22 protein-coding genes and 2 riboswitches are annotated in these 24,665 nt (G+C 36.1%); of the genes, 11 read left to right on the plus strand and 11 right to left on the minus strand.

Translation table 11 applies throughout. The features are described 5' to 3' along the window. Window positions 1-18: 18 nt before the first annotated feature. Window positions 19-624 (minus strand): YpjP family protein, encoded by a 606-nt coding sequence (locus DM447_RS17210; RefSeq protein ID WP_112182788.1) that lies wholly within the window; start codon window positions 622-624, stop codon window positions 19-21. A gap of 160 nt (window positions 625-784) precedes the next feature. Here DM447_RS17210 and DM447_RS17215 point away from each other — a divergent pair, with 160 nt between their 5' ends. The 3 genes from DM447_RS17215 to DM447_RS18725 all read left to right on the plus strand — a co-directional run bounded on the left by DM447_RS17215 (window position 785) and on the right by DM447_RS18725 (window position 4,311). Continuing rightward, window positions 785-1,261, plus strand: a complete 477-nt coding sequence (locus DM447_RS17215; RefSeq protein WP_112182410.1) for a DsrE/DsrF/DrsH-like family protein — start codon at window positions 785-787, stop codon at window positions 1,259-1,261. A 111-nt stretch (window positions 1,262-1,372) separates the two neighbouring features. Then, complete coding sequence (locus tag DM447_RS17220; protein WP_112182411.1) at window positions 1,373-2,884, plus strand: aminotransferase class V-fold PLP-dependent enzyme; 1,512 nt, start codon at window positions 1,373-1,375, stop codon at window positions 2,882-2,884. Between the two features lie 371 nt (window positions 2,885-3,255). Next, window positions 3,256-4,311, plus strand: a complete 1,056-nt coding sequence (locus tag DM447_RS18725) for a pectate lyase (protein WP_255421357.1) — start codon at window positions 3,256-3,258, stop codon at window positions 4,309-4,311. 160 nt (window positions 4,312-4,471) lie between these two features. Here the strand turns inward: DM447_RS18725 and DM447_RS17230 are convergent, their stop codons facing one another. The 6 genes from DM447_RS17230 to DM447_RS17255 form a co-directional block, all read right to left on the minus strand. Next, window positions 4,472-5,929, minus strand: a complete 1,458-nt coding sequence (locus DM447_RS17230) for a cryptochrome/photolyase family protein (protein WP_112182413.1) — start codon at window positions 5,927-5,929, stop codon at window positions 4,472-4,474. Window positions 5,930-6,162: 233 nt separating this feature from the next. Then, window positions 6,163-6,975, minus strand: a complete 813-nt coding sequence (locus tag DM447_RS17235; protein WP_112182414.1) for an ATP-grasp domain-containing protein — start codon at window positions 6,973-6,975, stop codon at window positions 6,163-6,165. A 77-nt stretch (window positions 6,976-7,052) separates the two neighbouring features. Next, on the minus strand, window positions 7,053-8,351 hold the full coding sequence (locus DM447_RS17240) for an APC family permease (protein ID WP_112182415.1): 1,299 nt from the start codon (window positions 8,349-8,351) through the stop codon (window positions 7,053-7,055). A 162-nt stretch (window positions 8,352-8,513) separates the two neighbouring features. After that, on the minus strand, window positions 8,514-9,680 hold the full coding sequence (locus tag DM447_RS17245) for a TraB/GumN family protein (protein ID WP_112182416.1): 1,167 nt from the start codon (window positions 9,678-9,680) through the stop codon (window positions 8,514-8,516). Window positions 9,681-9,843: 163 nt separating this feature from the next. Then, complete coding sequence (locus DM447_RS17250; protein ID WP_112182417.1) at window positions 9,844-12,504, minus strand: cation-transporting P-type ATPase; 2,661 nt, start codon at window positions 12,502-12,504, stop codon at window positions 9,844-9,846. 196 nt (window positions 12,505-12,700) lie between these two features. Then, window positions 12,701-13,252 (minus strand): NAD(P)H-dependent oxidoreductase, encoded by a 552-nt coding sequence (locus tag DM447_RS17255; RefSeq protein WP_112182789.1) that lies wholly within the window; start codon window positions 13,250-13,252, stop codon window positions 12,701-12,703. Between the two features lie 259 nt (window positions 13,253-13,511). Between DM447_RS17255 and DM447_RS17260 the strand changes: the two genes are divergently transcribed. The 6 genes from DM447_RS17260 to acsA all read left to right on the plus strand — a co-directional run bounded on the left by DM447_RS17260 (window position 13,512) and on the right by acsA (window position 21,826). Next, window positions 13,512-15,215, plus strand: coding sequence for an alpha/beta hydrolase (locus DM447_RS17260; protein ID WP_157967316.1), 1,704 nt, complete (start codon window positions 13,512-13,514; stop codon window positions 15,213-15,215). An 86-nt stretch (window positions 15,216-15,301) separates the two neighbouring features. Next, a riboswitch (SAM riboswitch) is annotated at window positions 15,302-15,402 on the plus strand. A gap of 70 nt (window positions 15,403-15,472) precedes the next feature. After that, window positions 15,473-15,577, plus strand: a riboswitch (SAM riboswitch). A gap of 68 nt (window positions 15,578-15,645) precedes the next feature. Continuing rightward, window positions 15,646-17,442 (plus strand): PLP-dependent aspartate aminotransferase family protein, encoded by a 1,797-nt coding sequence (locus tag DM447_RS17265; protein ID WP_112182419.1) that lies wholly within the window; start codon window positions 15,646-15,648, stop codon window positions 17,440-17,442. A gap of 63 nt (window positions 17,443-17,505) precedes the next feature. Then, window positions 17,506-18,510 carry an aliphatic sulfonate ABC transporter substrate-binding protein gene (locus DM447_RS17270; protein WP_112182420.1) on the plus strand — a complete coding sequence of 335 codons (1,005 nt, stop codon included), beginning with the start codon at window positions 17,506-17,508 and terminating at the stop codon, window positions 18,508-18,510. A 16-nt stretch (window positions 18,511-18,526) separates the two neighbouring features. Then, the gene (locus tag DM447_RS17275; protein WP_112182421.1) at window positions 18,527-19,372 is read left to right on the plus strand and encodes an ABC transporter permease; all 846 of its coding nucleotides are present in this window, start codon (window positions 18,527-18,529) and stop codon (window positions 19,370-19,372) included. A 15-nt stretch (window positions 19,373-19,387) separates the two neighbouring features. Then, the gene (locus tag DM447_RS17280; protein ID WP_112182422.1) at window positions 19,388-20,119 is read left to right on the plus strand and encodes an ABC transporter ATP-binding protein; all 732 of its coding nucleotides are present in this window, start codon (window positions 19,388-19,390) and stop codon (window positions 20,117-20,119) included. Between the two features lie 39 nt (window positions 20,120-20,158). Beyond that, the gene (acsA, locus tag DM447_RS17285; RefSeq protein WP_112182423.1) at window positions 20,159-21,826 is read left to right on the plus strand and encodes an acetate--CoA ligase; all 1,668 of its coding nucleotides are present in this window, start codon (window positions 20,159-20,161) and stop codon (window positions 21,824-21,826) included. A gap of 35 nt (window positions 21,827-21,861) precedes the next feature. Here acsA and DM447_RS17290 read toward each other — a convergent pair whose 3' ends face one another. After that, window positions 21,862-22,425 (minus strand): LOG family protein, encoded by a 564-nt coding sequence (locus DM447_RS17290; protein WP_112182424.1) that lies wholly within the window; start codon window positions 22,423-22,425, stop codon window positions 21,862-21,864. A gap of 110 nt (window positions 22,426-22,535) precedes the next feature. On the opposite strand from DM447_RS17290, the gene DM447_RS17295 reads away from it, so the two are divergent. Continuing rightward, window positions 22,536-22,751: a helix-turn-helix transcriptional regulator gene (locus DM447_RS17295; RefSeq protein ID WP_112182425.1), complete on the plus strand. Its 216-nt coding sequence runs from the start codon at window positions 22,536-22,538 to the stop codon at window positions 22,749-22,751. Window positions 22,752-22,865: 114 nt separating this feature from the next. Beyond that, window positions 22,866-23,165 carry a hypothetical protein gene (locus DM447_RS17300; RefSeq protein WP_112182426.1) on the plus strand — a complete coding sequence of 100 codons (300 nt, stop codon included), beginning with the start codon at window positions 22,866-22,868 and terminating at the stop codon, window positions 23,163-23,165. Between the two features lie 76 nt (window positions 23,166-23,241). Here DM447_RS17300 and DM447_RS18730 read toward each other — a convergent pair whose 3' ends face one another. From DM447_RS18730 to DM447_RS17310, 3 genes are all read right to left on the minus strand, one after another. Next, window positions 23,242-23,376, minus strand: coding sequence for a hypothetical protein (locus DM447_RS18730; RefSeq protein ID WP_255421354.1), 135 nt, complete (start codon window positions 23,374-23,376; stop codon window positions 23,242-23,244). Window positions 23,377-23,389: 13 nt separating this feature from the next. Continuing rightward, the gene (locus tag DM447_RS17305; protein WP_112182427.1) at window positions 23,390-24,277 is read right to left on the minus strand and encodes a permease; all 888 of its coding nucleotides are present in this window, start codon (window positions 24,275-24,277) and stop codon (window positions 23,390-23,392) included. Between the two features lie 71 nt (window positions 24,278-24,348). Then, entirely contained in the window at window positions 24,349-24,663 is a 315-nt protein-coding gene (locus tag DM447_RS17310) for an ArsR/SmtB family transcription factor (protein ID WP_369974629.1), read from the minus strand. Between the last annotated feature and the right edge of the window lie 2 nt (window positions 24,664-24,665).

Consider the following 24,665-nt stretch of genomic DNA (forward strand, 5'->3'; position numbering starts at 1 on the left):
TTTTTTGCGTAACTTTTATTATGCCATCCATTTTGGTGGTGTATCTTTACTCCAGTATACTTCGCCAATAGTGTGGTGTGTTTCATATCCATCTTGTTCTGTATGATAGTGGAAATTGAACCAATAGCCTTCTTGTGGACGGTTATCTCTACGAACATGGAAACGTGCAATATCTTGCTTTGTTCGCTCATCATATAAGTCAAATATTTTCTCACCATAACCAGCATATTGTGCTTCTGATACCTTAATATAAGGAACTTCATCACTTCCTACATCTTGTAAGATTGTTGCAACCACCTCTTCAATTCCAGGCAAAATTTCAGAAGTAAAGTTAGCTTCAATTCGATTCGAAATTTTCGGTCCTAACTTTAGGAAAGCTTGCGCCTTTGCTTGCTCTGTTAAGCTACTGATTGGATCTGTATCCGGAATAAATGCATCGACTATTTCAGTCGTTTCATCTATAAAAACAGATCCATTATCTACCAGAGAATCGTCTTTGGACGACTCGATTTCTTTATTACTTGCTTCCGTGTTTGTATGTAATTGTACCGGGGGGACATACATGCCTAACGTCATAATTGAAACCAATACGACAAATATTTTTTTCAACCAAATATTTTTCATCACGTAAGTACCCCCCTTTATCAATTACTGCTGTTATATTAAATTTTAGCATGATTATTTAGAAAGTCTATCTTTATATATACTTTTTAATCAAATTGAAATATTTTTATACATTTTCAGGCGCGCATCGCACATACTATTGGAAAAAAGGAGTGTAACCATGTCAGAAGAAATGAATTTATTAATGTTTAGTGGTGAATATGACAAAGCAATGGCAGGCCTAATTTTAGCAAATGCTGCACGTGAGCTTGATGTTGAAGTAACCATGTTTTTTTCTTTTTGGGGTTTATGGTTAGTTCGTGATCCCGAAAAAATTTCAAACGAGGCCAAGACTATTTACGAAAAAATGTTCAGCTCTTTTTCACCTAAGGGCATAGAGGACCTCCCATTATCAAAAATGAATTTTAACGGTTTAGGAAAAAAACTATTAGTTGATATGATTGATGATAACCATGCACCTCACCTTATACACTTCTTAAAAGGCGCACGAAAAAAAAATGTGAAGTTTTATGGATGTAAACTTTCAGTAGATATCATGGGCTTTAAAGAAGAAGAGTTATTACCTGAATTAGAAATCGTTGATGCAAAAACATATTTAAAAAGTGCGTTACAATCAAACATGCAGTTGTTTATCTAATAAAGTCTTTAGCCGTGACAAAATTATGTCTTATCCCTTTTATGCATAACACTTTCATCATTTAAACATAGGCTGATGGTAGATGTTTTTGATTAGAAGGGCGGATTGACGATGTTTAAAGCAAAGATCGGTAATAATATAAACTATCCAACTGGCGAGTTAGAACAACACTTTCAAGCATTTCGGAGACACATAGTTGGCCATCATCACGTATTTCATTCTCCTTATGGAATAAAAAAAATCATATACGCAGATTGGACGGCTAGCGGTAGACTATATCGTCCAATCGAAACAAAAATCACTAATCTTTTTGGTCCGTTTATCGGAAATACACACACAGAGTCAACTGTTACAGGAACCACAACAACAGAGGCTTATCATTATGCGAAAGAAATAATTAAAAGCCATGTCCATGCAGATGATTCTGACATATTAATCTCAGCTGGAACAGGTATGACGGCTGCTGTAACTAAATTACAAAGGTTACTAGGGATACGTGCCCCCGAAAACATGCAAAAGCAAATGCATATAAAGAAGGAAGATCGTCCAATAATCTTCGTCAGTCATATGGAACATCATTCTAATTATCTCTCTTGGCAAGAAACAATTGGTGACGTAGTTATGTTACCCCCAAGATCAGATGGTACGATCAACATGGATGAGCTTCAATCACTCCTCACCAAGTACAAAAATAGAAAACTGAAAATTGGCGCCTTTACGGCTTGTTCCAATGTAACCGGCATTCAAACAAACTATCATCAATTAGCAAAGATTATGCATCAGCATGGTGGGGTCTGTTTTATTGACTTCGCTGCTTGTGCTCCTTATGTTGAGATTGATATGCATCCTAAAGATAAATTAAAAAAATTAGATGGAATCCTTTTTTCGCCTCATAAGTTTCTAGGTGGACCTGGCACAAGTGGCATTTTAATACTATCGAATACTTTACTTAAAAACGCTATACCCGACAACCCAGGTGGTGGAACAGTTTTATGGACAGATCAATGGGGGGATTATAAGTATGCATTTAATCTAGAAGAACGAGAAGATGGTGGTACACCAGGTTTTTTACAAATGATCAAAACTGCATTAACCCTTCAACTAAAAGAACAGATGGGTATCGAAGAAATGCACCATCGAGAGAAAGAATTGATAGCTTTTTTCCTACCACAATTAGAACAAATGAAAGAGATTACTATATTAGATAATTCATCTTTACATCAACGTCTAAGTATTATTGCATTTTATACAAAAGATATTCATCATCATCTGTTTGTGAAATTATTGAACGATCGATTTGGGATTCAGGCACGAGGTGGCTGTTCTTGTGCTGGACCATATGGTCATTACTTATTTAACATTGATCATTCCTACTCTAAAAAAATGGCCAACAAAGCAGAGGCTGGTGATATGTCATTAAAGCCTGGTTGGGTAAGGATTTCTTTACACCCTGTCATGTCAAATAAGGAAATTCAATATATACTCATGGCCATTAAAGAGGTCATCGAACATAAAGATGAGTGGTGTAAAGACTATCAGTACAATTCTCAAAAGGATACATTTGAACATATTCGTTTAGCTGAAGTACCAGCATTGGATATGAGTCAATTGTTTTCCACATGACTATAGAATTATTTATACCATTTTCTAAAAGGTCCATTGTCAGAAAAGATTGATGAACAATGACGTAGTACTCGCTTTTCATATAATGATGTAAGCGAGTACTACTATTCATATCATATCTATTATAAGTATAGATGAAAATAACGTTTATGATAGAGTCGTTAGTAAAATAGTAATGTACTACTATTTTACTATTGTAATATTTTACATAATCTGTATACTAATATGTGTAATCTATCGGCCGATAGAAAACATCATGAGCTTTTCTTAACATACGTATTCATCAAAAATTCACTAAAATGAAGGAGATGTGCGGAATGAAAAGAAAGGTCTATTTATTATTAGCTTTAAGTTTATTTATCGGTGTTTTTATGATAGCGGGTTCAGTGCAAGCAGCTAGTTTTGAAGCAAGTAAATCCTATAAGATTGTTAACAAATCTAGTGGCAAAGCACTTGAAGTTTATGACTGGTCTACAGCAGACGGTGGAAATATTGTACAGTATGATGATTGGGGTGGCCTGAGCCAACAATGGAAAATTATTAATGTTGGAAATGGTTACGATAAAATTGTAAACGCATTCAGCATTAAGGCAATGGAAGTCCAGGATTGGTCGACTGCAGACGGTGCTAATATTGCACAGTGGTCAGACTGGAATGGCGATAGTCAACAATGGAATATCGTCGACTTAGGTAATGGCTATGTCAAAATTATCAATAGATTCAGTGGAAAAGCGTTAGAGGTGTATGAGTGGTCCGCAGCTGATGGCGCGAATGTCGTGCAATGGGCAGATTTAGGTGGAGATAATCAACAATGGCGGATTACTGAAGTCACACCATCCGATACAATTACAGTAAATCAAACCATTGTTGTAGAAGAAGGACAAACCTTTGATGGTGAAGGGAATAGATATGTTGCTAATCCCAATACAGTTGGAGATGGTAGCCAGGATGAAGATCAAGATCCAGTATTTCGTTTAGAAGATGGCGCAACATTACGCAACGTTGTGCTAGGTGCACCAGCAGCCGATGGTGTGCATACGTATGGGGATGTTCTCGTTCAGAATGTTGTCTGGGAAGACATTGGAGAAGACGCTCTAACCATTAAAGGCGAAGGTAATGTTACAATTCGTGGTGGGTCAGCTCAACACGGCGATGATAAGATGTTTCAAGTGAACGCACCTTCTACATTTAATATTATTAATTTTACCGCAAACGATGCTGGTAAAATGATTAGACAAAATGGTGGCACTACTTTTAAGACAAGTATTAATATTGAAGGCAGTGTAATTACCAATATGGATGAAGCTATTTTTAGAACAGATAGTAATACGAGTGAAGTTAACATGGTAAACACACGTTATTCAAATGTCGGGAATAAGTGGTATAACGTGCAACATGTATCCGAAAATAATAATTTAGAATTTTAATTCAATAGTTACAAAAGGAATTGGATGCATGTCATCCAATTCCTTTTTATTTTATGAACTTCACTTATCCACACACTATCCACATAATCTAATTTAATGAAATAACTGAAACCATTATTGTAATAAAACCTGTGGATTGTCTCAGTCATCCACAGGTTTTTTAAATACTATTAATTTCTTTCATTTCATAATAAGCTACTAAAGCTCGTTCCCTAGCTGCTTTATGATCAACGATGTGTTCTGGATATGTTTGTCCCAGTTTTATCCCCAACTGTGTTAATACTTTTTCCGGAGCGGTCCATGGAGAGAAGATGTATTTATTTGGTAAGTCAGCGATTTCCGGAATCCATTTTCGTACATACTCGCCATCTTTATCAAACTTCTCCCCCTGAAGAATAGGGTTAAACACACGAAAGTATGGAGAAGCATCATAACCTGATCCTGCAACCCATTGCCAACCCATCGTGTTATTTGCAAGATCATGATCAATCAATGTATCACGGAACCATGCTGCGCCTTCTAGCCAATGAATAAGTAAATGTTTAACCAAAAAGGATGCAGTAATCATGCGAATCCTGTTATGCATCCATCCTGTTTCCCATAGTTCACGCATTCCAGCATCAATTAGCGGATAACCTGTCATACCACTTTTCCAACGATCTAACGCTTCCGTATTTTTCAGCCATGGAAACGCCTTAAACTCATCTTTTAACGGTTGGTTAATAACATATGGATAACTAACTAATTGATGATAAGCAAAGTCACGCCATACTACTTGTCGTAAATAGGACTCAATTTGCTTATAACGATCACCTTCCTCTTTACTAACCATATCTAATTTCTCTTTACTTTGATACCAGATACTACGTGGACTAATTTCACCCCATGCAAGATGTGGTGATAGTTTTGAAACACCTTCTTTGGAGGGAATATCTCGCTGATCATCATATTGTTCAATTGCATCTAGTAAAAAATCTTTCCATTTCGTATAGGCACCATTTTCCCCTGGGGTCCAGTAATGATTAAATTTATCTGACCAAGGGTAATCTGACAATAGACCTAGCTCTTCCAATTCTCCAACAACAAAGTCAGAAGGGAGTTTAGAATTTATACGCTTCGGTTTAGGAACTGGCTTTTCTACTATTTGCTGTCTAGCTTGTTTCAAAAAAGGTGTGAATACTTTATAAACATTATCTTGCTTATTTCTCACTGTGCCAGGTGTAAATAGTAAGTTCGAATGAAAGGTTTGCACACTTATTCCTTGCTCTGCGAGAACATTACTGATTTGTTGATCACGCTCACTTATTTGAGGTTCATACCGTTTAGTAAAGAATATACCATCTGCCTGTGTTTCTTCTATTATTCTTTGTAACGTTTCTTGAGTTGGACCTTTTCGTAAAATTAGTGGAACATGATACGTTTTTAATTCCTGTTGCAAAGCTTTTAGACTATGATGTAACCACCACGATTCAGCAGATCCCATCCCCATGTCTTCTTCATCAGGTGCATGTATGTAGACTAAAATAACATTATCTTCTTTAGCGGCTTCATATAAGGCCATATTATCTTGAAGTCGTAAATCTTTACGAAACCAAACGATCATTGTTTTTTTGGACATAACTATCTCCCTTTTAAACACATGTCATAACTTTATTATAATATCTATTCCCTCTAGTACAAGTAACCAACCTTATTATATATAAAAAAGCAGAGGGTCTATTATATCAGAACCCCTCTCCTTCTCTTATCATAGTTTTAGTAAATGTAATGTCATCAGTAAAATACCTATCCAAATCATACAAATTTTTAAAATTACTTGCAGAAGTATAAGTGCAAACGACTTCGTATAGCTTATGAAACTGTTCTAGTTGGTAAAGGCCTTGTTGGAAATGGCTGATTAAATTCATTACTTATATATTGATAGATTGCTTGTTCAAGAGATACTCCTGCCCTTTGCAAACCTTGATTACCGAATAATATATTGAATTCCAGAATATAAAATTTACCTTCACTAATCATGACATCAAATCCAGCATGATTAATATTTAACTCCTTTGCTATTCGGAGAACAAGTTCACTAGCTTCCGGTGGGACAAAATCATAACAAAGCTTGCCGCCTTGGGCAAGATTATGCAGAAATTCCCCTTCCATTCCAACACGCCAATAAGATGCGAAAATTTCATCACCTATTACACATATTCGCATATCTTTCCCATCATTCTCTAAATGTTCTTGTACATAAAGTACATCATTTTGCTTTGCATAATTGATAAATTGTTCTTCACTTTCAATAAGAAAAGTCCCTCTACCCATTGAATTCCGTATTTCTTTAGCGACAAAGGGAAAAGGAAACGTATCTAATATCATCGCGATATTTGTTGGCGTACTTGCCACAATCTCTGTATACGGTACATTTTCTGGCGCAACAGCCCATAACGCTCTTGTCATTTCTGTTTTACTAAAACCGAGTTGCATCGATTCTATACTAGGGAAAATCTTTTTCTTCCATCCATAAACAAGTGCTGGGACTTGCCACGTTTCCGGGAATAGGACAATATCCGCTTTCCTAATTGCATCTATTTCTTTAAACATAAGATCAGGTTTTATATAATGCACGCCTGGCATACCAATCGTGCGAAAGGCATTAAACGATACGATTTTCATGTTGCTATTCTCACACTCCATCTGACTAGAATCAGATATAGCATAGCACCTATTTTCAAATTAGCAAGCGTTATTTTTCATTCTGTTTGCTGTTTTTTTAAAAAGAAATGCAAGCCAACAAAAACAAGCAACGTTGCAATAATGGAAATAATTATGATCAGTGGATCTGAGGTCCACTTGACCCAGATAAATGCTAGTAGAATGATACCATCAAGTATAAAGGCGCTCATCACAATATAAGGATTAGCCCCAACTTGATCACGCAGATGTTTAAATACACCCCAATGAATGATCATATCCATAATTAAATACAGAATAGCACCCATGGAAGCAATACGACTTAAATCAAAAAATATGGTTAATACCATTGCAATTACAATCGTATAAACAAGTGTATGCTTTTGTATTCCACCTGGCATGCCAAAATGTTTATGTGGGATGAGCTCCATATTCGTAAGCATAGCCAACATACGAGATACTGCAAATACACTAGCAATAATCCCTGTAATGGTTGCAATAATAGCAATAATAACGGTGAACCAGACACCAATATTACCGAATGCTGGTCGCGCGGCTTCTGCTAAAGCATAATCTTGGGCTTTAATAATTTCAGTTATTGATAAATTACTAGAAACTGCCCATGCAAGGATTAAATAAACAAATAAACTAATTAAAATTGATATAACAATCGCTCGCCCTACATTTTTCTTTGGTTTAGTAATTTCTGATCCACTATTTGTTATCGTTGTAAAACCTTTAAAGGCTAAAATAGTTAGGGCAACTGCTGCTACATAATTTACCATACCTGGATTCGGTGGATTATCACCAAGTTCTGCTGGCTCAATTGCAAAGTTAGCCACCCATAGTCCACCTATTGCAAAAATAAGCAAACCAATAATTTTTATTAATGATGCAGAGGATGTGAATGATTGAATAAAACTATTTCCTGAGATATTGACAATAAAAGCAAGGATTAGCAAACCAACACCTAATACCGGCACAAGAATACTCGATGTATTTACATCAAATAATTGTAACGTATACGTACCAAATGTTCGGGCTACCAAACTTTGATTAATAACCATCGACAAAGCCATTAGCATTGCAGCTGAGGCCGCAATGGTTCCTTTTCCATAAGCTTTGACTAGATACATTCCAATACCGCCAGCAGATGGATACTGCTGACTCATTTTTGCATATGAATAAGCACTAAATCCAGTTACGATACCACCAATAATAAAGATAATCGGGAACCAAACTCCCGACATCGCAGCTACTTGTCCGAGTAACGCGAAAATACCGGCACTAATCATTACACCTGTACCTAGTCCAACAGCTCCAGTTAATGTAATACTATTCTTTTTATATTCTGACATATAACATAACAACTCCTAAAAAAATCCTTAATGGTTATGTTATTACCTATTTTTATAAAACTAAACACACAGGCGCTACTTGCATTTCAATTAAAAACAGTTCGAATCTCTCAGCTGCTATTTTCGGAACAATAAGTATATTACATTTTTTATCATATTAATCTATAGATTTTCAATAAATAATCGAATAACATCTGTTCCCGCAATAATTGTACCTAATGTACTTCCTAAATTAGCAAGCACTACGATTAGTAATACACGTGTTACTTTATTACGCCAAAAACCTTTCACACTAAAAACATCTTCTGTTAAACTTTCAAAATCGGACACTTGCGGACGTTTTACAAAAGCTTGCACAAATCCAGCAAACCAACCAGCTGCTATTAAAGGATTTAGTGACGTTATCGGCGCTGCGACAAAGGCAGTAATTATTGCTAATGGATGACCTAAACCAATTGCAACTCCAAGAGCTGAAAATCCACCATTCCATAACAACCAACTTACAATTTGCTGTTGACCTGCTGCTGGATTGGCAATAAACGTATAGGCAATTAATGCAATGATTAACATCGGTATTGTCCACCCAATAATTTTAGGGATTTTTGACTTTGGCGGTATCTGATTTAATGCCTTTAAATCGTGTTCTTTCTTTATCTCTTCCTTAATACCCGGTATATGTGCTGCACCTAATACGGCCACTATCTTCTTTCCAGGAGCATCCTTAATTTTTTGGGCTAGATACTGATCTCGTTCATCAATTAACGGCTTTTTCAATTTAGGAAAAGATTGCGTGAATTCACTTAGCACTGCATTAATTGAGTCTTGACTCTTCATCTTCTCTAGATCTTCTTCTGATATTGAATCTTTACTAAAGATACCAGCAACAACCTGCGTTAGCAGCATCATTTTCCCCTTAAAACCTACACCAGACCAAATACGAGCAAATGTAATTTGAATATTACGATCTGCTAACACTAGCTTTGCCCCTGATTCTTTAGCAGATTCAATACCTTGAATCATTTCTTGACCTGCTTCTATACCAAATTGTTTCGCCATTCTTTTTTGGAAAGAGGAAATAGCAAGATTCATTAATAAAAGTGATGCTTTCTTCTCTTTAATAACCTTAAATATGTCCATTTCCTTCCACTTATTGCCGTCCATAATCGATTGGTAACGCTGTTTATCTAATTCAATACAAACAGCATCTGGCTGTTCAGCCTCTATTACTTCTTTTACTTGCTCCGCGCTATTTTTAGATACATGAGCTGTTCCAATCAAAATGAATTCTTTACCATTTTGTTCAATTCGTGTAATATTCTCTTCTACCATGAATTAACCTGCCTTTTACTCAAACTTTTTATATGCATTGACTTATTTTTTAAAAAAATATGTATCTTCGTTATTTTATCATAAAGTTTTAATATTAACAGAATAATATCACGTACATAAAAAGGCTTTTGTCTTAACAAGACAGAAGCCTTTTTATTATTTATTACCTCAATCCAGCAATTTTTCGTGTAATATATTTTTCTATTTCTACAATAACAAATACACTAGCACCAATGATTAGTGGAAAACGCCAATACACCAAATCTATTGGAACTGTTCCTAAGATCGTATTCATAAATGGTAAATATGTAATACCTAATTGAATTAATAATAGCAAGCCTGAAACCATAAACGCTGCTCTATTGGAGAAGAAATCTTTATTAAATGCAAAATCACGTTCATTTCTACAATTAAACAAATAGAAAAGTTGCGAAATTACTAATGCATGCAAGGTTACTGTATTCACAACTGCAATATCATAACCATCACCAAGCAGATCTGCGTTCATCCAAAGAATTCCACCACCTATTAATAAGGAAACAAAAATTATCCGAAAGATATAGTAACCACTTAACAATTTGGTATCTGGACCTCTTGGTGAACGTTCCATTGCACCAGCCTCTAATTTTTCAAAAGCAATAGCCAATGATACCGTTACTGCTGTGATCATATTGACATATAAAATTTGAACTGGTGTCAAAGGCATAACCATACCAAATAATATACTAGCAAATATTAATGAAGCTTCCGCACCGTTTGTAGGTAAAATAAATAGAATTGTTTTCTTCAAATTATCGTAAACACGTCTTCCTTCACTAACTGCATTAACAATTGTGCGGAAGTTATCGTCTACTAAAACCATTTGTGAAGCTTCTTTCGCAACTTCTGTACCTTTTATACCCATGGCCACACCAATATCTGCTCTTTTTAATGCTGGTGCATCATTTACTCCATCACCTGTCATAGCACTTATATGACCACGCGCCTGTAATGCTTTAACTAATTGTAATTTATTATCTGGGCTTGTCCGGGCAAACACATCATATGCTTCTACAGTATCTTGTAATTCTGTTTCAGACATATTATCTAAATCGCGACCTTCAATTGCTCGTTCATTATTTGTAATACCCATCTTCCTTGCAATCGCGATGGCAGTTTCCTTGTGATCTCCCGTGATCATTTTCACTTGGATTCCTGCCTTTTTACACTCTTTAACCGCTTCTATTGCTTCTTCGCGAGGGGGATCCATAATACCAGCTAATCCTAGCATTGTTAATCCATCTATAATATCTTCATGGTCAATTTGTTCTGTAGAAGCATCGACATATTTCATTGCTGCGCCTATTATACGCTCCCCTTTTTCTGTTCGTCTCTGCATCTTGTCTTCCCACATTTTACGGTCTTCTGTATCGTTTTTCAAGTTTGCCATGTCAAACAATCGATCAGGAGCACCTTTTACATAAATGATTTTTTGGCCATCTTCTTCTACAAGTGCCGCCATATATTTATAAGAAGAATCAAACGGGATCTTTGAAATTACATCAAGTCGTGCAACGGGTTCACTAGCTTTTTCAGCTAATGTTATTAAACAACCTTCTGTCGGCTCACCACTAATAACCCATTCATCCTTCTTATTACGTCTAAGCGTTGTATCATTTACTGTTTTTACTGCGGTTAAAAATTGCTGTAAAACCTGATTTTCAGTAACGCTAACTTCCTTTTGACCAGTTTGTATACTTCCTTCTGGGGCATAACCCGATCCAGTAACACGATATTCTGCTTTAGCAGTCATCACTGCTTGTACTGTCATTTCGTTTTTCGTTAATGTTCCCGTTTTATCTGAACAAATTACCGATACTGCTCCTAATGTTTCAACAGAAGGCAAGTTACGCATAATGGCATTCTTTTTCGCCATCGTTTGAACTCCAAGCGCTAAAATAATTGATAATATAGCTGGTAGACCTTCTGGAATAGCTGCAACAGTTAAACCAATTACCGCTAGTAATAATTCTCCCATTTCGTAATCATGAAACAGAGAACCAAAAACAAATAACGCTGCTGCTAAAAATAAAATAACAATTGAGATCATCTTTCCAAATTTCGCAGTTTGTTGTAGCAGTGGTGTTTGAATTTCCTCCACTTCTGTAATTGATTTGTTTATTTTACCAATTTCCGTATGCTCTCCAATTTCCACTACAAGACCTTTACCAGAACCACTCGCAACAGATGTACCTGAGAAAGCCAAATTTGTCCGATCACCTAATACTGTATCTTCTGGTAAAGGTTCTGTATTTTTGTCTACTGAAATCGCCTCACCCGTCAAAGGTGATTCCTCTATTTTTAAATTATCTGCTTGTATTAATCGAACATCAGCTGGTATCTTATCACCGGCTCGCAATATAACAAGATCCCCTGGTACTAGTTCATTAGATGGTATATCTGAACGCTCTCCGTTACGAATAACTGTTGCTTGCAACGATAACATGTTTTTAATCCCTTCCAATGCTTTCTCCGCTTTATTCTCCTGAATATAGCCGATTGTTGCATTGATTAACGCGACAAGAATAATAACAACCGTATCAATATAATGTCCTAATATCGCTGTAATAACTGCTGCTACTAATAATACATAGATTAATACATCTTTAAAATGTCGAATAAACTTTAGCCATACTGGATCTTTTTCCTGCTCTGGCAGTTCATTTTTACCCCATTTTTCTTGTTGCTTATCTACATTTTTAATCGTAAGTCCAGTTTTTCTGTCCGTATTTAAATTCTCCACTACATCTTCTATTCCATAATGGAACCATTTCTGTTTGTTCATATTTCATCTCCTTCCTTCTAAAATTCACATATAGTAATACATTTTCAACTTTATCTGCTATCAAACACATTAATATATTCACTTATTATTTATATTTTAAAAATATCTATACACCAAATAAAAAAACAGCGCCTTTTTAAGACACTGTTTTCACTATTGTAAGGTGAAAATTAAAGTAATTAGGTTTTGGGTAGCACTACGATAAATCAAATACTTCCTCTAAGTGTTTATCAAGCTTTTCTAGATATCCACTTATATCAGGGGTTTTAACCTTGTGAACAGAAAAAGTTTTTAATTGCTTCATCCCAGTGAATTCCTGTGTTTTATGAAGCGGAAGTAATACATCATCAATAGCTTTCCCATCAAAGAATTCCGCTTTATTTAAAAACGCCTCTTCCGGTGCACCCCATGTTGTAGAGAACATATATTGTTTATCCGTTAACAATCCACCACACCCATAACCCTTTCCGCCTGTAAAAAAGAGATCTCGCTTATAGATCTGTTCAAAATATGATTTGAATTTACCTGGTACACTAAACCAATAAATAGGAGTTTGGAAAATGATAATATCTGCCCATAAGAATTTTTCCTGTTCCTCTGTTATATCGTACCCCTGATCAACAATCGTTGTATCTATTTGATATACTGTTTCTAATTTTTTAATTATTGCTTGAAAGATAGTATGATTTAGATCCCCTTTACTATGTGGGTACTTTTGATGACCGTTGATGATTAAAATATGTTTCACTACATTCTCATCCCCTAACATTTATGCATACTTTTAGAGAGTATATGTTCTAACTCTGGAATTTAGTATCTATTTTTGTAAAAAAACTTAAGCACAGTGATGCTTATGAAAGGAGCATGAAGTCAACTTTAGCTTTGAATGGTAAGACTTATTTTTCAGTTTCACTCTGCGACAGTTGAGTTACTTAAAATATGTATTCATGTTAAAATTAACATGGCTCAAAGAAAAAAATGTAAGTAAACAAAAAGGAGAACTGAACGTGCGCACTTCATTAAATAAACAATTAAACCAAACAAACCTATTTACGAAGCCTAGTCGTTCTTTTGCAAGTAGCTTCTCTAGCATGCTTATACTAGCAAATAGCTTAACGATTATAGCAGGAATTGTTTATCTATTAATTGATAGTTCAAATGGGTTATGGAATATCTACGGTATTTTTATGATGTTAACTCTTTTAGGTAACTTTATTGTGGCTGCTATTCCTAGTAATCAGAAGGGTCTCGATTACTTCTATTTAACCTTCACAATCTTAATAATGTTACTCTTGCCTATTCTAAACTCCATCGCTTCTTTTGATCCTTTAAATACAACTTCACGAAGTATGGTTTCTATAATTCTATTACTTAGTTTGTTTATTTTAGGCGGGATAATAGCAGGAACGACACGTAAGAGTCTAAATAACATGGGATACATAAGATTTAGCAACACAATGACGCAAGATAAGAAGGGATTCTTCCATATCCTGATGATAAGTCTATGGATACTCTGTCTGCTTTTAGGAGCATATGTATCGTTTCTACTAATAAGAGGAGAAAATAATGGTAGCATTGTTGAATTATTCGTTCCTGGATATGCTTTGTTTTTCAGTTTAATAACGTTAGCAATCGTCGCACTGATTCTTAGAATGCGGACTGGTAAAAACCTTTCGTTTATTAGTATCATAACTTCTATTATAGGAATAGCTGTTTCTATCACCTTTTCTGTTCCTCTCGTTACAACCGTATTAACCTTTTCAGAGATGGAAAATGACTTTTCAAACACATTAAATGAAGCGGATCAAAATTCATTAACTGATAGTATGACAGATACTTTTTTAGACGTACCTTTTTCATTACCGGCTTACTTTTTCGGATTATCAACTGAAAACTATAATCTTGAACAAGACACTTTATTCTACTCAGGAACAGAGGGTGTGGATGAAGGAATTGAATTACACTTCGATGCTTATCTACCGACATCAAATCCAGCCCAATTGCCTGGAAATAGCTCTGTTTTAATTCGAATTCATGGTGGCGGTTGGACAATTGGTGACAAAGGATCATCTAACAATGCAGCAGTTAATAAGTACTTCGCAAGTCAAGGCTATGTAGTATTTGATATTCAGTACGGATTAAGTAGTGAGGATAAATTTGTTGAATTTGCACCAGTCCCCGAAAATATCGTTGCTGACTTCTCTCTTGATGATATGGTCCGTCACATCGGTCTTTTTACTAATTATTTAGTTGAAAACAATGATGATTATAATGCGAATTTAGACTCCGTTTTTATCTCTGGGGCATCTGCAGGTGGACAATTAGCAAATGCAGCTGGTTTAGGCCTTACAAGTGAGAATTATCAAGATGTTTTAAACCCTGAACTTGATGTAAATGGTATTATCCCGATTTATCCTGCCAATGGATTAGCTAAAAATATTGGAATAGCCGGTTCTGATTCGTTTATGGATACATCTCTCCTAGTTAAAGAAGATAGTCCGCCGGCACTCATATTCCAAGGAGACGCAGATGGCATTGTTGACGCATCTATTTCTCGTGATTTCTATGAAGCGTATCGAGAGAATGGAAATGAGCAAGCTACTTTACTAATGATGCCTTATGCCGGACATAATGGGGACTATTATTTTGCTAGTTACTACAATCAAGCTTTTATTTACTATATGGAACGGTTTATGTATGTAAACAAATAATATCTTTTTATAAAGAATATTCAAATAAATTTAAAAAACCCACTAGACACATAAGATATCTGTGGTATACTCTATTTAACATTAAACATTTATAAAGAGTGGACGAAAGATCTGGCTTAACGACTCCACGGCAACCTGCTCAGCAAGGTGCCCCTACCAGCAAAGCATAAGCTTTGGATGATGAAGTAATTCGCGGATTAAAACCCTCTTTCATCGTCAGTTGAAAGAGGGTTTTTCTTGCAAATAAAACAAAATAACTCTTATCAAGAGTGGTAGAGGGACTGGCCCGATGACACCCAGCAACCATTAAGTTACTACTTAAAAGGTGCTAATTCCAGCAGATTCATTCTGATAGATAAGAAGAGCATGCATTTACCGCCCTCTTCTTAAAGAAGAGGGCTTTTTTATAACATTACAGGAGGGTTTTACTATGACAAAAGAAAAAAACACAACGTATGACATCGAAACTTTAGCATTACACGGCGGGCAAGCTCCCGATCCAACAACTGGTTCACGTGCAGTACCAATCTATCAAACTACTTCTTATGTATTTCATGACTCTGAACACGCAGAACGATTATTTTCGCTTGATGAACCAGGTAACATTTATTCAAGAATTGGCAATCCCACTGTTGAAGTTTTCGAAAAACGGTTAGCTCTATTAGAAGATGGTGTAGCTGCTGTTGCGACTTCTTCTGGTATGTCTGCCATTACGTTATCTATTTTAAATGTAGCCAGTGCGGGAGATGAAATTGTAGCAGCGATTAACTTATACGGTGGAACATATAATCTTTTTGCTATAACGTTACCTCGATACGGAATCAATGTAAAATTTGTTGATCCAAGTAATCCAGATAATTTTAAAGATGCAATTACTGATAAAACAAAAGCAGTTTTCGGTGAAATTATCGGTAACCCTAACTTACATGTTTTGGATGTAGAGAAAGTAGCTGAAATCTCACATGAGGCTGGTGTACCATTAATTATCGATAATACCTTTGCCACGCCGTATGTGTGTAAACCTATTTTACTCGGTGCCGATATTGTCGTACACTCTGCTACCAAATGGATAGGCGGACATGGTACTACAATCGGTGGAATTATCATTGATGGTGGTCGATTTAACTGGAATTCAGAAAAATTCCCAACTTTCACAGAGCCTGATCCAAGCTATAACGGTATTCGCTATGCAACAGATTTCGGCACTTTAGCATTTAGTACGAAAGTCCGTGTGCAATTGTTACGTGATTTTGGTGCATCATTGAGTCCATATAATGCTTTCCAACTTATCCAAGGATTAGAAACTTTACATCTACGTGTACAGCGCCATAATGAAAATGCAATTAAACTAGCCAACTATTTAGATAACCATCCAGCAGTTGATTGGGTTGATTATCCTGGGCTTGAAAGTCACAGTTCACATGCCTTAGCAAAGGATATTCTAAATAATGGTTTTGGTTCCATTCTCGTATTTGGTATTAAAGGTGGCCGAGATGCAGGAAGAAAATTGATTGATAATGTCTCGCTCTGGTCACACGTAGCCAATGTTGGAGATGCTAAATCATTAATAATTCACCCAGCTTCGACAACACATCAACAATTATCAAAAGAGAAGTTAATTGAAACTGGTGTTAAAGAAGAATTGGTAAGATTATCTGTAGGTCTTGAATCGCTTGATGATATTATCCATGATCTAAATCAAGCATTAGTTAAGGCAACAGGTATTGGCAAAGGCGAAACAAATGACATTGTCATCAACGATGAAGGAATCATTAAATGGGCGTTAAACTCCCCTTACGAACGATTTGAAATAGATGGCGTTGAAAAAACAAGACAAAAGACGTTAGCCATTGTTGGATTAAGCGGTAAAGAAGCAAGACCAAGTTACCGTCTAGCAAGAAAAATGCAACGTCTCGGTTATAAAATCATTCCAGTTAACCCACGTGAAACAGAAATATTGGGTGAAAAAGCTTATCCAGATTTAAAGAGTATCCCTGAAGCGATTGACATTGTTCAAGTATTCAGAAGTCCAGAAGCAGCAATTGGCGTTGCAAAAGAAGCAATTGAAGTCAAACCAAGAGTCTTCTGGTTGCAAGAAGGTGTGGTCTCACCAGAAGCTGCTGCAATTGCCAGCGAAGCAGGATTAGAAGTAATCCATAACAGATGTACGTATAAAGAGGCACAACGTTTACGCGGGTCAATTTCAACATATGCATGTGAAATTTAAATGAAACTATAATTGGCTTATAGAGATAAAAGTCGATTAGTAAAAACAAAGGGGCAAATAAAATTGAAAAAAATAGCATTGATTGATGTTAGAAGCTTTCTTGCAATTATTCTTGTAGGTGTTGTATTGGTAATAGCTGTAGGTTGTTCATCTGATACAAGTGGAGAAGAAACAGGTCCAGAAGAAATCCGTTTAGATTACGCATACTACTCTCCAACTAGTTTAGTTTTAAAGAAATTCGGTTGGGCTGAGGAAGAATTTGAAGAAGAAGGTATTGAGATTGAATGGGCATTAAGTCAAGGAAGTAATAAAGCTTTAGAATTCTTGAATAGTGATAGTGTCGACTTCGGTTCTACAGCTGGAGCGGCAGCTTTAATATCTAAATCAAATGGTTCACCAATTCAAAATGTTTATATCTATTCAAAACCTGAATGGACAGCACTCGTAACGAATCCCGATTCTGACATTGAGTCAGTAGCTGACTTAACCGGTAAAAAGGTTGCAGCAACAATCGGAACAGATCCGTATATTTTCCTACTACGTGCATTGGCAGCTGAAAATATCGATCCTGATGAAGTAGAAATTGTTAACTTACAACATGGCGACGGTGCATCCTCACTTGTTTCTGGGCAAGTTGACGCATGGGCAGGACTTGATCCTCATATGGCACGACTGGAAATTGAAGCAGACGCTGAATTGTTCTACCGTAATGCTGATTTTAATACGTATGGATTCTTAAACGTAAGAAATGAATTCGCTGAAAATTATCCTGATTACGTAAATCGTGTGATTAAAGTATACGAAAAAGCTAGAAATTGGATCCTTGAAAACCCTGAGGAAGCCGCTGAATTATTAGCTGAAGAAGCAGATATTGATGTAGAAGTTGCAAAAATCCAATTAGAAAGAAATGATTTTTCTAATCCAATTCCTGGTGATGTTCATATCGAAGCATTAATTGAATCTGGAGGCATTTTGCAAGATGGGGAAGTTATTGATGCAGATGCTAATATCGAGGAACTTACGAATGAATTAATTAACCCCGCTTTTGCAGAAGAAACAGTTGAATAAGTGGGAGGAATAACAAATGTCTAAAAATGAAGCTGATGTTTCAAGTGCATATGTTACGAGTCAAGTGAAAAAGGATAAACTTAAAAAAGCTAGAAATAAACGTTCACAAACTATTATTTTAGGCAGTATATTACCAGTTATATTGCTTATCTTCTGGGAGCTTCTAAGTAAAGCGGGGGTCTTCCCCTCCTACCAACTCCCGGCTCCTTCAATAATATTCTTAACCATTCTGGAAATGGGCCAGACTGGCGAATTATGGGGGCATATTGGCATTACCGTTTATCGTGTCTTTGCTGGTTTTGTAATTGGAACACTTGTAGCCATACTATTAGGTTCTCTTGTTGGTTTCTATCAAAAAGCGGAACAATTATTTGATCCAATTATACAAGCCTTTCGTTCGATTCCATCACTAGCATGGGTACCCTTATTTATCTTATGGATGGGTATCGGGGAAACATCTAAAATCACGATGATTGCAGTCGGGGTATTTTTCCCCGTTTATCTAAATCTTGTTAGCGGTATTTTAGGTGTAGATCGGAAATTAATTGAAGTTGGAAAAATGTATAAATTAACGCCTTTTCAGCAAGTACATCGCATTATATTACCAGCATCCTTACCTTCTTTTTTAATTGGCTTACGCAGTGGACTAGGACTTGGTTGGATGTTCGTTGTTGCAGCAGAATTAATGGGGGCAAGTCAAGGTCTAGGATATTTACTTGTATTAGGACAAAATACACTATCACCAGAAACGATTATCTCCAGTATTATTCTCTTTGCAATTATTGGTAAATTATCAGACTGGTTGCTAAAGATTTTAGAAGAACGCTCACTACACTGGCAAGATCGATTCGTAAAAACATAACAGGGGGAAACCGACATGAGCTTAGCATTACGTAACGTTAGCAGAACCTTTGCCGGAAACACAGCCGTCCGAAATGTTAATTTATCTGTTCAACCTGGAGAGATAATTGGCTTACTAGGTACAAGTGGTTGTGGAAAAAGCACGATATTACGTGCAATATCTGGTTTGGATGATGGTTACGAAGGGGAAATCGAAATTAACGGAAGTACCTCTAAAGGTGTACATGATACCACAGGATTTATCTTTCAAGAACCACGCCTATTACCCTGGCTGACCGTATTAGACAATGTCACTTTTGGCCTAAAAGGTGATAAAGCAACTAGAGAGAAACGTGCGAAAGAATATATTGCGAACGTTGGGCTTGTTGGTAATGAAAATCTATACCCTCGTCAATTGTCAGGAGGAATGGCTCAACGCGTAGCAATTGCACGTGCACTCGTAACATCACCAGAAATTCTTTTATTAGATGAACCTTTTAGCGCGTTAGATGCATTTACGAAAATGCAACTACAGGACCTACTTCTGGATATATGGAAAGCATATCAATCAACTATTGTACTCGTAACGCATGATATAGATGAAGCTACTTATTTATGTGATCGAATCCTTATCCTTCGTGGTCAACCTGGCGAAGTTGATCGTGAAATAACCTTAACCGAACAAAGACCAAGAAATAGAGGAAGTCAGGAACTCGCAAAATGCAAATCTGATATATTACAAAGTTTAGACCTTAATCGAACAAATTAGAGATAGAATAATGTTAAACAGACAAAGGGGAAAGCAGCGATGGCTATTGAACTGACTCCTGTAAATGGAGTATATAATCTATCAAATTATCAAAAAACGAAAGATACATTCGACTGGGATCAAGCTAAAGAAGCTTTATATTATGGTAAGACAGGGAAAATGAATGCAGCTTACGAAACAATTGATCGGCACGTCGCCGATGGTTATGGTGATAAAATCGCGCTACATTATGTTGATCAAGAGGAAAGCTATTCACTTACTTTCCAACAGGTAAAAGAAAAAACAGATCATTACGCTAGAATTTTAAAAGAAAATGGCGTAAGAAAAGGCGATCGTGTTTTTATCTTTTTACCAAAAAATCCTGCATGCTATATCTCTATCTTAGCAGTAATTAAAATAGGTGCAATTGCTGGTCCGTTGTTTGAAGGTTTTATGGATGAAGCAATACAAGATCGTATCAATGATTGCCAAGGGAATTTATTAATTACTGATAAAAATCTCGGGAAACGTGTACAGAAAAAACTAATTCCCTCATTAAAAGAAATTTTATATACAGAAGATATTGAATCGAAAACATATGTTACAGAAAATAATACATCCTTGATTGAATGGGTAGATCCCGAAGATGGTTTGCTTATTCATTATACGAGTGGTTCAACCGGCAAACCAAAAGGTGTACTTCATGCCCACCGATCGATCATTCATCACTACCAAACAGGAAAATGGGTGCTGGACATACAAGAAAACGATGTATATTGGTGTACATCACATCCTGGTTGGGTTACCGGAAGTGTTTACGGTCTGTTCGCTCCATGGCTTAACAGAGCAACAATCGTAATACAAGGTGGACGTTTTAAAGCTGAAGATTGGTACCAATTGATTGAAACGTTACATGTTACAACATGGTATAGTGCACCAACAGCTTTCCGCATGTTAATGTCTCAGGGAGATCTTCATAAAAACTATGATCTATCATCCCTTCGTCACGTGCTAAGTGTTGGAGAACCACTAAATCCAGAAGTAATTAGCTGGGCATGGAATACTTTGAACTTACGCATTCACGACACATGGTGGATGACCGAAACAGGTGGACATCTAATTGTGAACTTACCTTCGGAAACAATTAAAGCTGGATCCATGGGTAGGGCATTTCCAGGAATTCATGTTGGCATTTTGGATGAAGAAGGTAAAGAAGTCCCAAACGGTGAAGTAGGACAGTTAGCTGTGAAGACGCCATGGCCTGGATTAATGAAAGAAATTTGGGGGAACCACGACAAATACAACTCTTACTTCCAATATAAAGGTTGGTATATTTCAGGTGATCTAGCTATTCAAGATTCGGAAGGATACGTCTTTTTCCAAGGCCGAAATGATGATATGATCAACTCCGCTGGCGAAAGAATTGGACCTTTTGAAGTTGAGAGTACATTGATTGAACACCCTGCAGTTGCAGAAGCTGGCGTAATTGGTAAACCTGATGCATTACGCGGTGAAATTGTGAAAGCATTTATTACATTGCGAACTGGATACACTAGTTCAACTGAATTAATTGAAGAAATCCGTCTTTTCGTTCGAAATAAATTGGCAGCTCACTCTGCCCCAAGAGAAATTGAAGTAGTGGACGAATTACCTAAAACAAAAATCAGTGGTAAGATTTTGCGTAGAGAACTAAAACAGCAAGAAATAGAAAAAAGCTCAGTAAAGTAAGGCAGATGTGATTTCTGCCTTACTTTTTTATTTGTTTACCATTTATTTATATAGCGCGGTTGATAGTCCGTCATCCTACTTAGTAAAGTATCAACGTTTTCCTCTAAAATAATTAGCTCTTTATATTCTTTTTTGACAAAGCCTTCAGCTATCATGTGGTCAAAAAGCGCTACGATTGGATCATAATAATGATTTATATTTAAAAGTGCACACGGCTTGTGATGGTAGTCAAGTTGAGCCCAAGTGAATACCTCAAACCACTCTTCTAATGTCCCAGAACCTCCAGGCAATGCTATAAAACCATCCGCTAATTCAGCCATTAACGCTTTCCTTTCATGCATCGTTTCTACTACATGTATTTCGGTTAAGTTCTGATGAGCGATTTCAACGTCAGCTAACTTTTTAGGAATCACACCAATTACTTCTCCTCCTGCCTCTAGAACACCATCTGCCACAGCACCCATACACCCTACCGTTGCTCCACCATAAATGAGATCTATTCCATTTGCTACTAGAATTTCACCTAACTTTCTTGCTTGTTCCATATAGATCAGGTTATTCCCTTTACTAGAACCACAATATACTGCCACTGTTTTCATGAACATCTATCCTTTCCTGTTATCTGCTTTTATTCTAACGTATTAAAATAAAGTTAGCATTATATATGTAAAGATATTTTGACACTTTTTTGATGAGAGGAGCGTGGCTCGTGAAGGTTATCAACCACATTCAGGAAGTACGTAAAAGCAGACAGATTACACAAGTGAAAATGGCAGAAGACTTACAAATCACGCGTCAAACTATTAATGCAATTGAAAAAAATAAATATAATCCTAGTTTAGAACTTGCTTTAAAATTAGCTAGCTATTTTGATATACCATTTGAAACTTTATTCTATTTAGAGAAAGGAGAAACCAAAAAGTGAAGAAAAAGCATCAAATACTTATGTATGTGTTCCTAATTATCTGTATTCAATTTGGAGGATTTTTAGGCCTATATTTAATTGAAAAAAGGAGGGTAAGAGATTCCCTTATCACTTTTGGAAATAATCACATATAGTTTAATCGGCACAATAGGCGGCTTTGGAATTGTCTTTTTGCAATCCTACTATCGCAAGAAAAAACATGGGAATGTACCAACAGTAGATGAGAGAAGTCTTTTACTATTTAAACGATACTTTTTGCTTGTTTTGTATATAGTGTTATTTGGTAGTAGTGCTCTACTCCTTATCCTTTTCGCAATAGGTGTTAAAACAATCGAAATCGAAATCCTAATAGTCTACATGATGTTTTTGTTTATTTTCATCGAACTAGGTGCGTTCATTACCAAAAGATTATAACTTTCACAAGTTGCTCTTAAACTATTCTATTGATGTTCTATCCTGAAGGACTACCAGACTAATTTTCAGAAGTCCTTCAGGATTTATCAGCACTTTTCTTTTCAATTTCACTCCAATCGACCTTTTTGTTCACCTCCTCAATTTCCACATTACAACAGTCTTTTTCCTTTTTTACAAATAGTTTACTAAAAACAGACTTCTTTTCCGTCATCTCTTTCACCTCCTTAAAGTATCGATTGTGCAATAAAACCAGCTATGATTGCCACTGATAAAATTGAGATCAAAAATGCAATAACTAATCTTCGTTTAAATAACTTACTAAGCAATACCACTTCAGGAATACTTGCTCCTGCACCACCAATTACAAGCGCAATTATCGAGCCGATCCCCATTCCCTTTGATACCAGCGCGTCCGCAATTGGTAGAATAGCCTCCGCACGAATATACATTGGAATACCAATAATAGAGGCGACCGGAATTGCCCAAGGCTGATCTCCACCCGCAAAACGTACAATTATTTCTTCTGGTAGAAAGCCATGAATGAAAGAGCCAATCAGAACGCCAATTACTAAAAATGGTAAAACAGGATAAAAGAATCCCCAAGCATCTTGCAACGCTACTCTCCATTTTGGTTGTTCTGTGTTGTGTTCTGTTTCTGTTTTACTCTTTCGTACACGAACTTCTTTCACAAAATCTGCTAAACCTAATGTCATCCAAACAACTCCAATTAAAATTGCAAATATCGCTACAATTACCGTATAAAATAATGCTGCATTCCAGCCCATCAATGTCCCGATCAGGATGATAATGACTGGGTTTAATAATGGCGATGCAATTAAGAAAGTCATTGTTGGGCCAAAAGGAGCGCCAGACGATAATAATCCTGCTAATATAGGTATGGTCGAACATGAACAAAAAGGGCTTATTGCTCCTAGACCAACACCATATAAATAGCTGATAAATTTATTGGGTCGATCTAACATCCGTTTTATCTTATCTTCTGATATATTTTGCTGTAACAAACTAATTAAAAAGCTAATAAAAATAAATAAAACTGCTAATTCCAGAAAAAGCGTAACAAACGTTATTATAAAATCTGTCCATCCATTCATAAAGAAAACTCCTCTCATAATCTTTTTATTACACATTACATCAAAAAAAATTGATGTATGGCGCAAAAAAATTATTTTTTACTCGGATAAAATATGCAACATAGTTCTTCGGACAATAGACCTTTGACTTCTTTATCATTTAAACGATAATAATTCCATGTACCAATCTTTTCTCGTTCTATTAGATTCGCGTCCAACAAAATTTTTAGATGATATGATAATTTAGATTGTGGTAAATTTACCTTTTCCGTTAAATCACAAACACATAGCTGTCCATGCTGATTAAGTTCATACATAACTTGTAACCGTAACTGATCTGCTAATGCCTTAAACTTTAATTCATACGTTTCGAATTGAACTTTATTATTTATCTGTTTTGTCTGCAACA

The sequence above is a fragment of the Paraliobacillus zengyii genome, assembly GCF_003268595.1.
Classification (GTDB): Bacteria; Bacillota; Bacilli; order Bacillales; family Amphibacillaceae; genus Paraliobacillus_A; species Paraliobacillus_A zengyii.

Bases quoted from the DNA above. Each gene is read 5' to 3' on its own strand.
- DM447_RS17210 (WP_112182788.1), bottom strand. From the start codon at position 624: ATGAAAAATATTTGGTTGAAAAAAATATTTGTCGTATTGGTTTCAATT.
- DM447_RS17215 (WP_112182410.1), top strand. From the start codon at position 785: ATGTCAGAAGAAATGAATTTATTAATGTTTAGTGGTGAATATGACAAA.
- DM447_RS17220 (WP_112182411.1), top strand. From the start codon at position 1,373: ATGTTTAAAGCAAAGATCGGTAATAATATAAACTATCCAACTGGCGAG.
- DM447_RS18725 (WP_255421357.1), top strand. From the start codon at position 3,256: ATGATAGCGGGTTCAGTGCAAGCAGCTAGTTTTGAAGCAAGTAAATCC.
- DM447_RS17230 (WP_112182413.1), bottom strand. From the start codon at position 5,929: ATGTCCAAAAAAACAATGATCGTTTGGTTTCGTAAAGATTTACGACTT.
- DM447_RS17235 (WP_112182414.1), bottom strand. From the start codon at position 6,975: ATGAAAATCGTATCGTTTAATGCCTTTCGCACGATTGGTATGCCAGGC.
- DM447_RS17240 (WP_112182415.1), bottom strand. From the start codon at position 8,351: ATGTCAGAATATAAAAAGAATAGTATTACATTAACTGGAGCTGTTGGA.
- DM447_RS17245 (WP_112182416.1), bottom strand. From the start codon at position 9,680: ATGGTAGAAGAGAATATTACACGAATTGAACAAAATGGTAAAGAATTC.
- DM447_RS17250 (WP_112182417.1), bottom strand. From the start codon at position 12,504: ATGAACAAACAGAAATGGTTCCATTATGGAATAGAAGATGTAGTGGAG.
- DM447_RS17265 (WP_112182419.1), top strand. From the start codon at position 15,646: ATGACAAAAGAAAAAAACACAACGTATGACATCGAAACTTTAGCATTA.
- DM447_RS17275 (WP_112182421.1), top strand. From the start codon at position 18,527: ATGTCTAAAAATGAAGCTGATGTTTCAAGTGCATATGTTACGAGTCAA.
- DM447_RS17280 (WP_112182422.1), top strand. From the start codon at position 19,388: ATGAGCTTAGCATTACGTAACGTTAGCAGAACCTTTGCCGGAAACACA.
- acsA (WP_112182423.1), top strand. From the start codon at position 20,159: ATGGCTATTGAACTGACTCCTGTAAATGGAGTATATAATCTATCAAAT.
- DM447_RS17290 (WP_112182424.1), bottom strand. From the start codon at position 22,425: ATGAAAACAGTGGCAGTATATTGTGGTTCTAGTAAAGGGAATAACCTG.
- DM447_RS18730 (WP_255421354.1), bottom strand. From the start codon at position 23,376: ATGACGGAAAAGAAGTCTGTTTTTAGTAAACTATTTGTAAAAAAGGAA.
- DM447_RS17305 (WP_112182427.1), bottom strand. From the start codon at position 24,277: ATGAATGGATGGACAGATTTTATAATAACGTTTGTTACGCTTTTTCTG.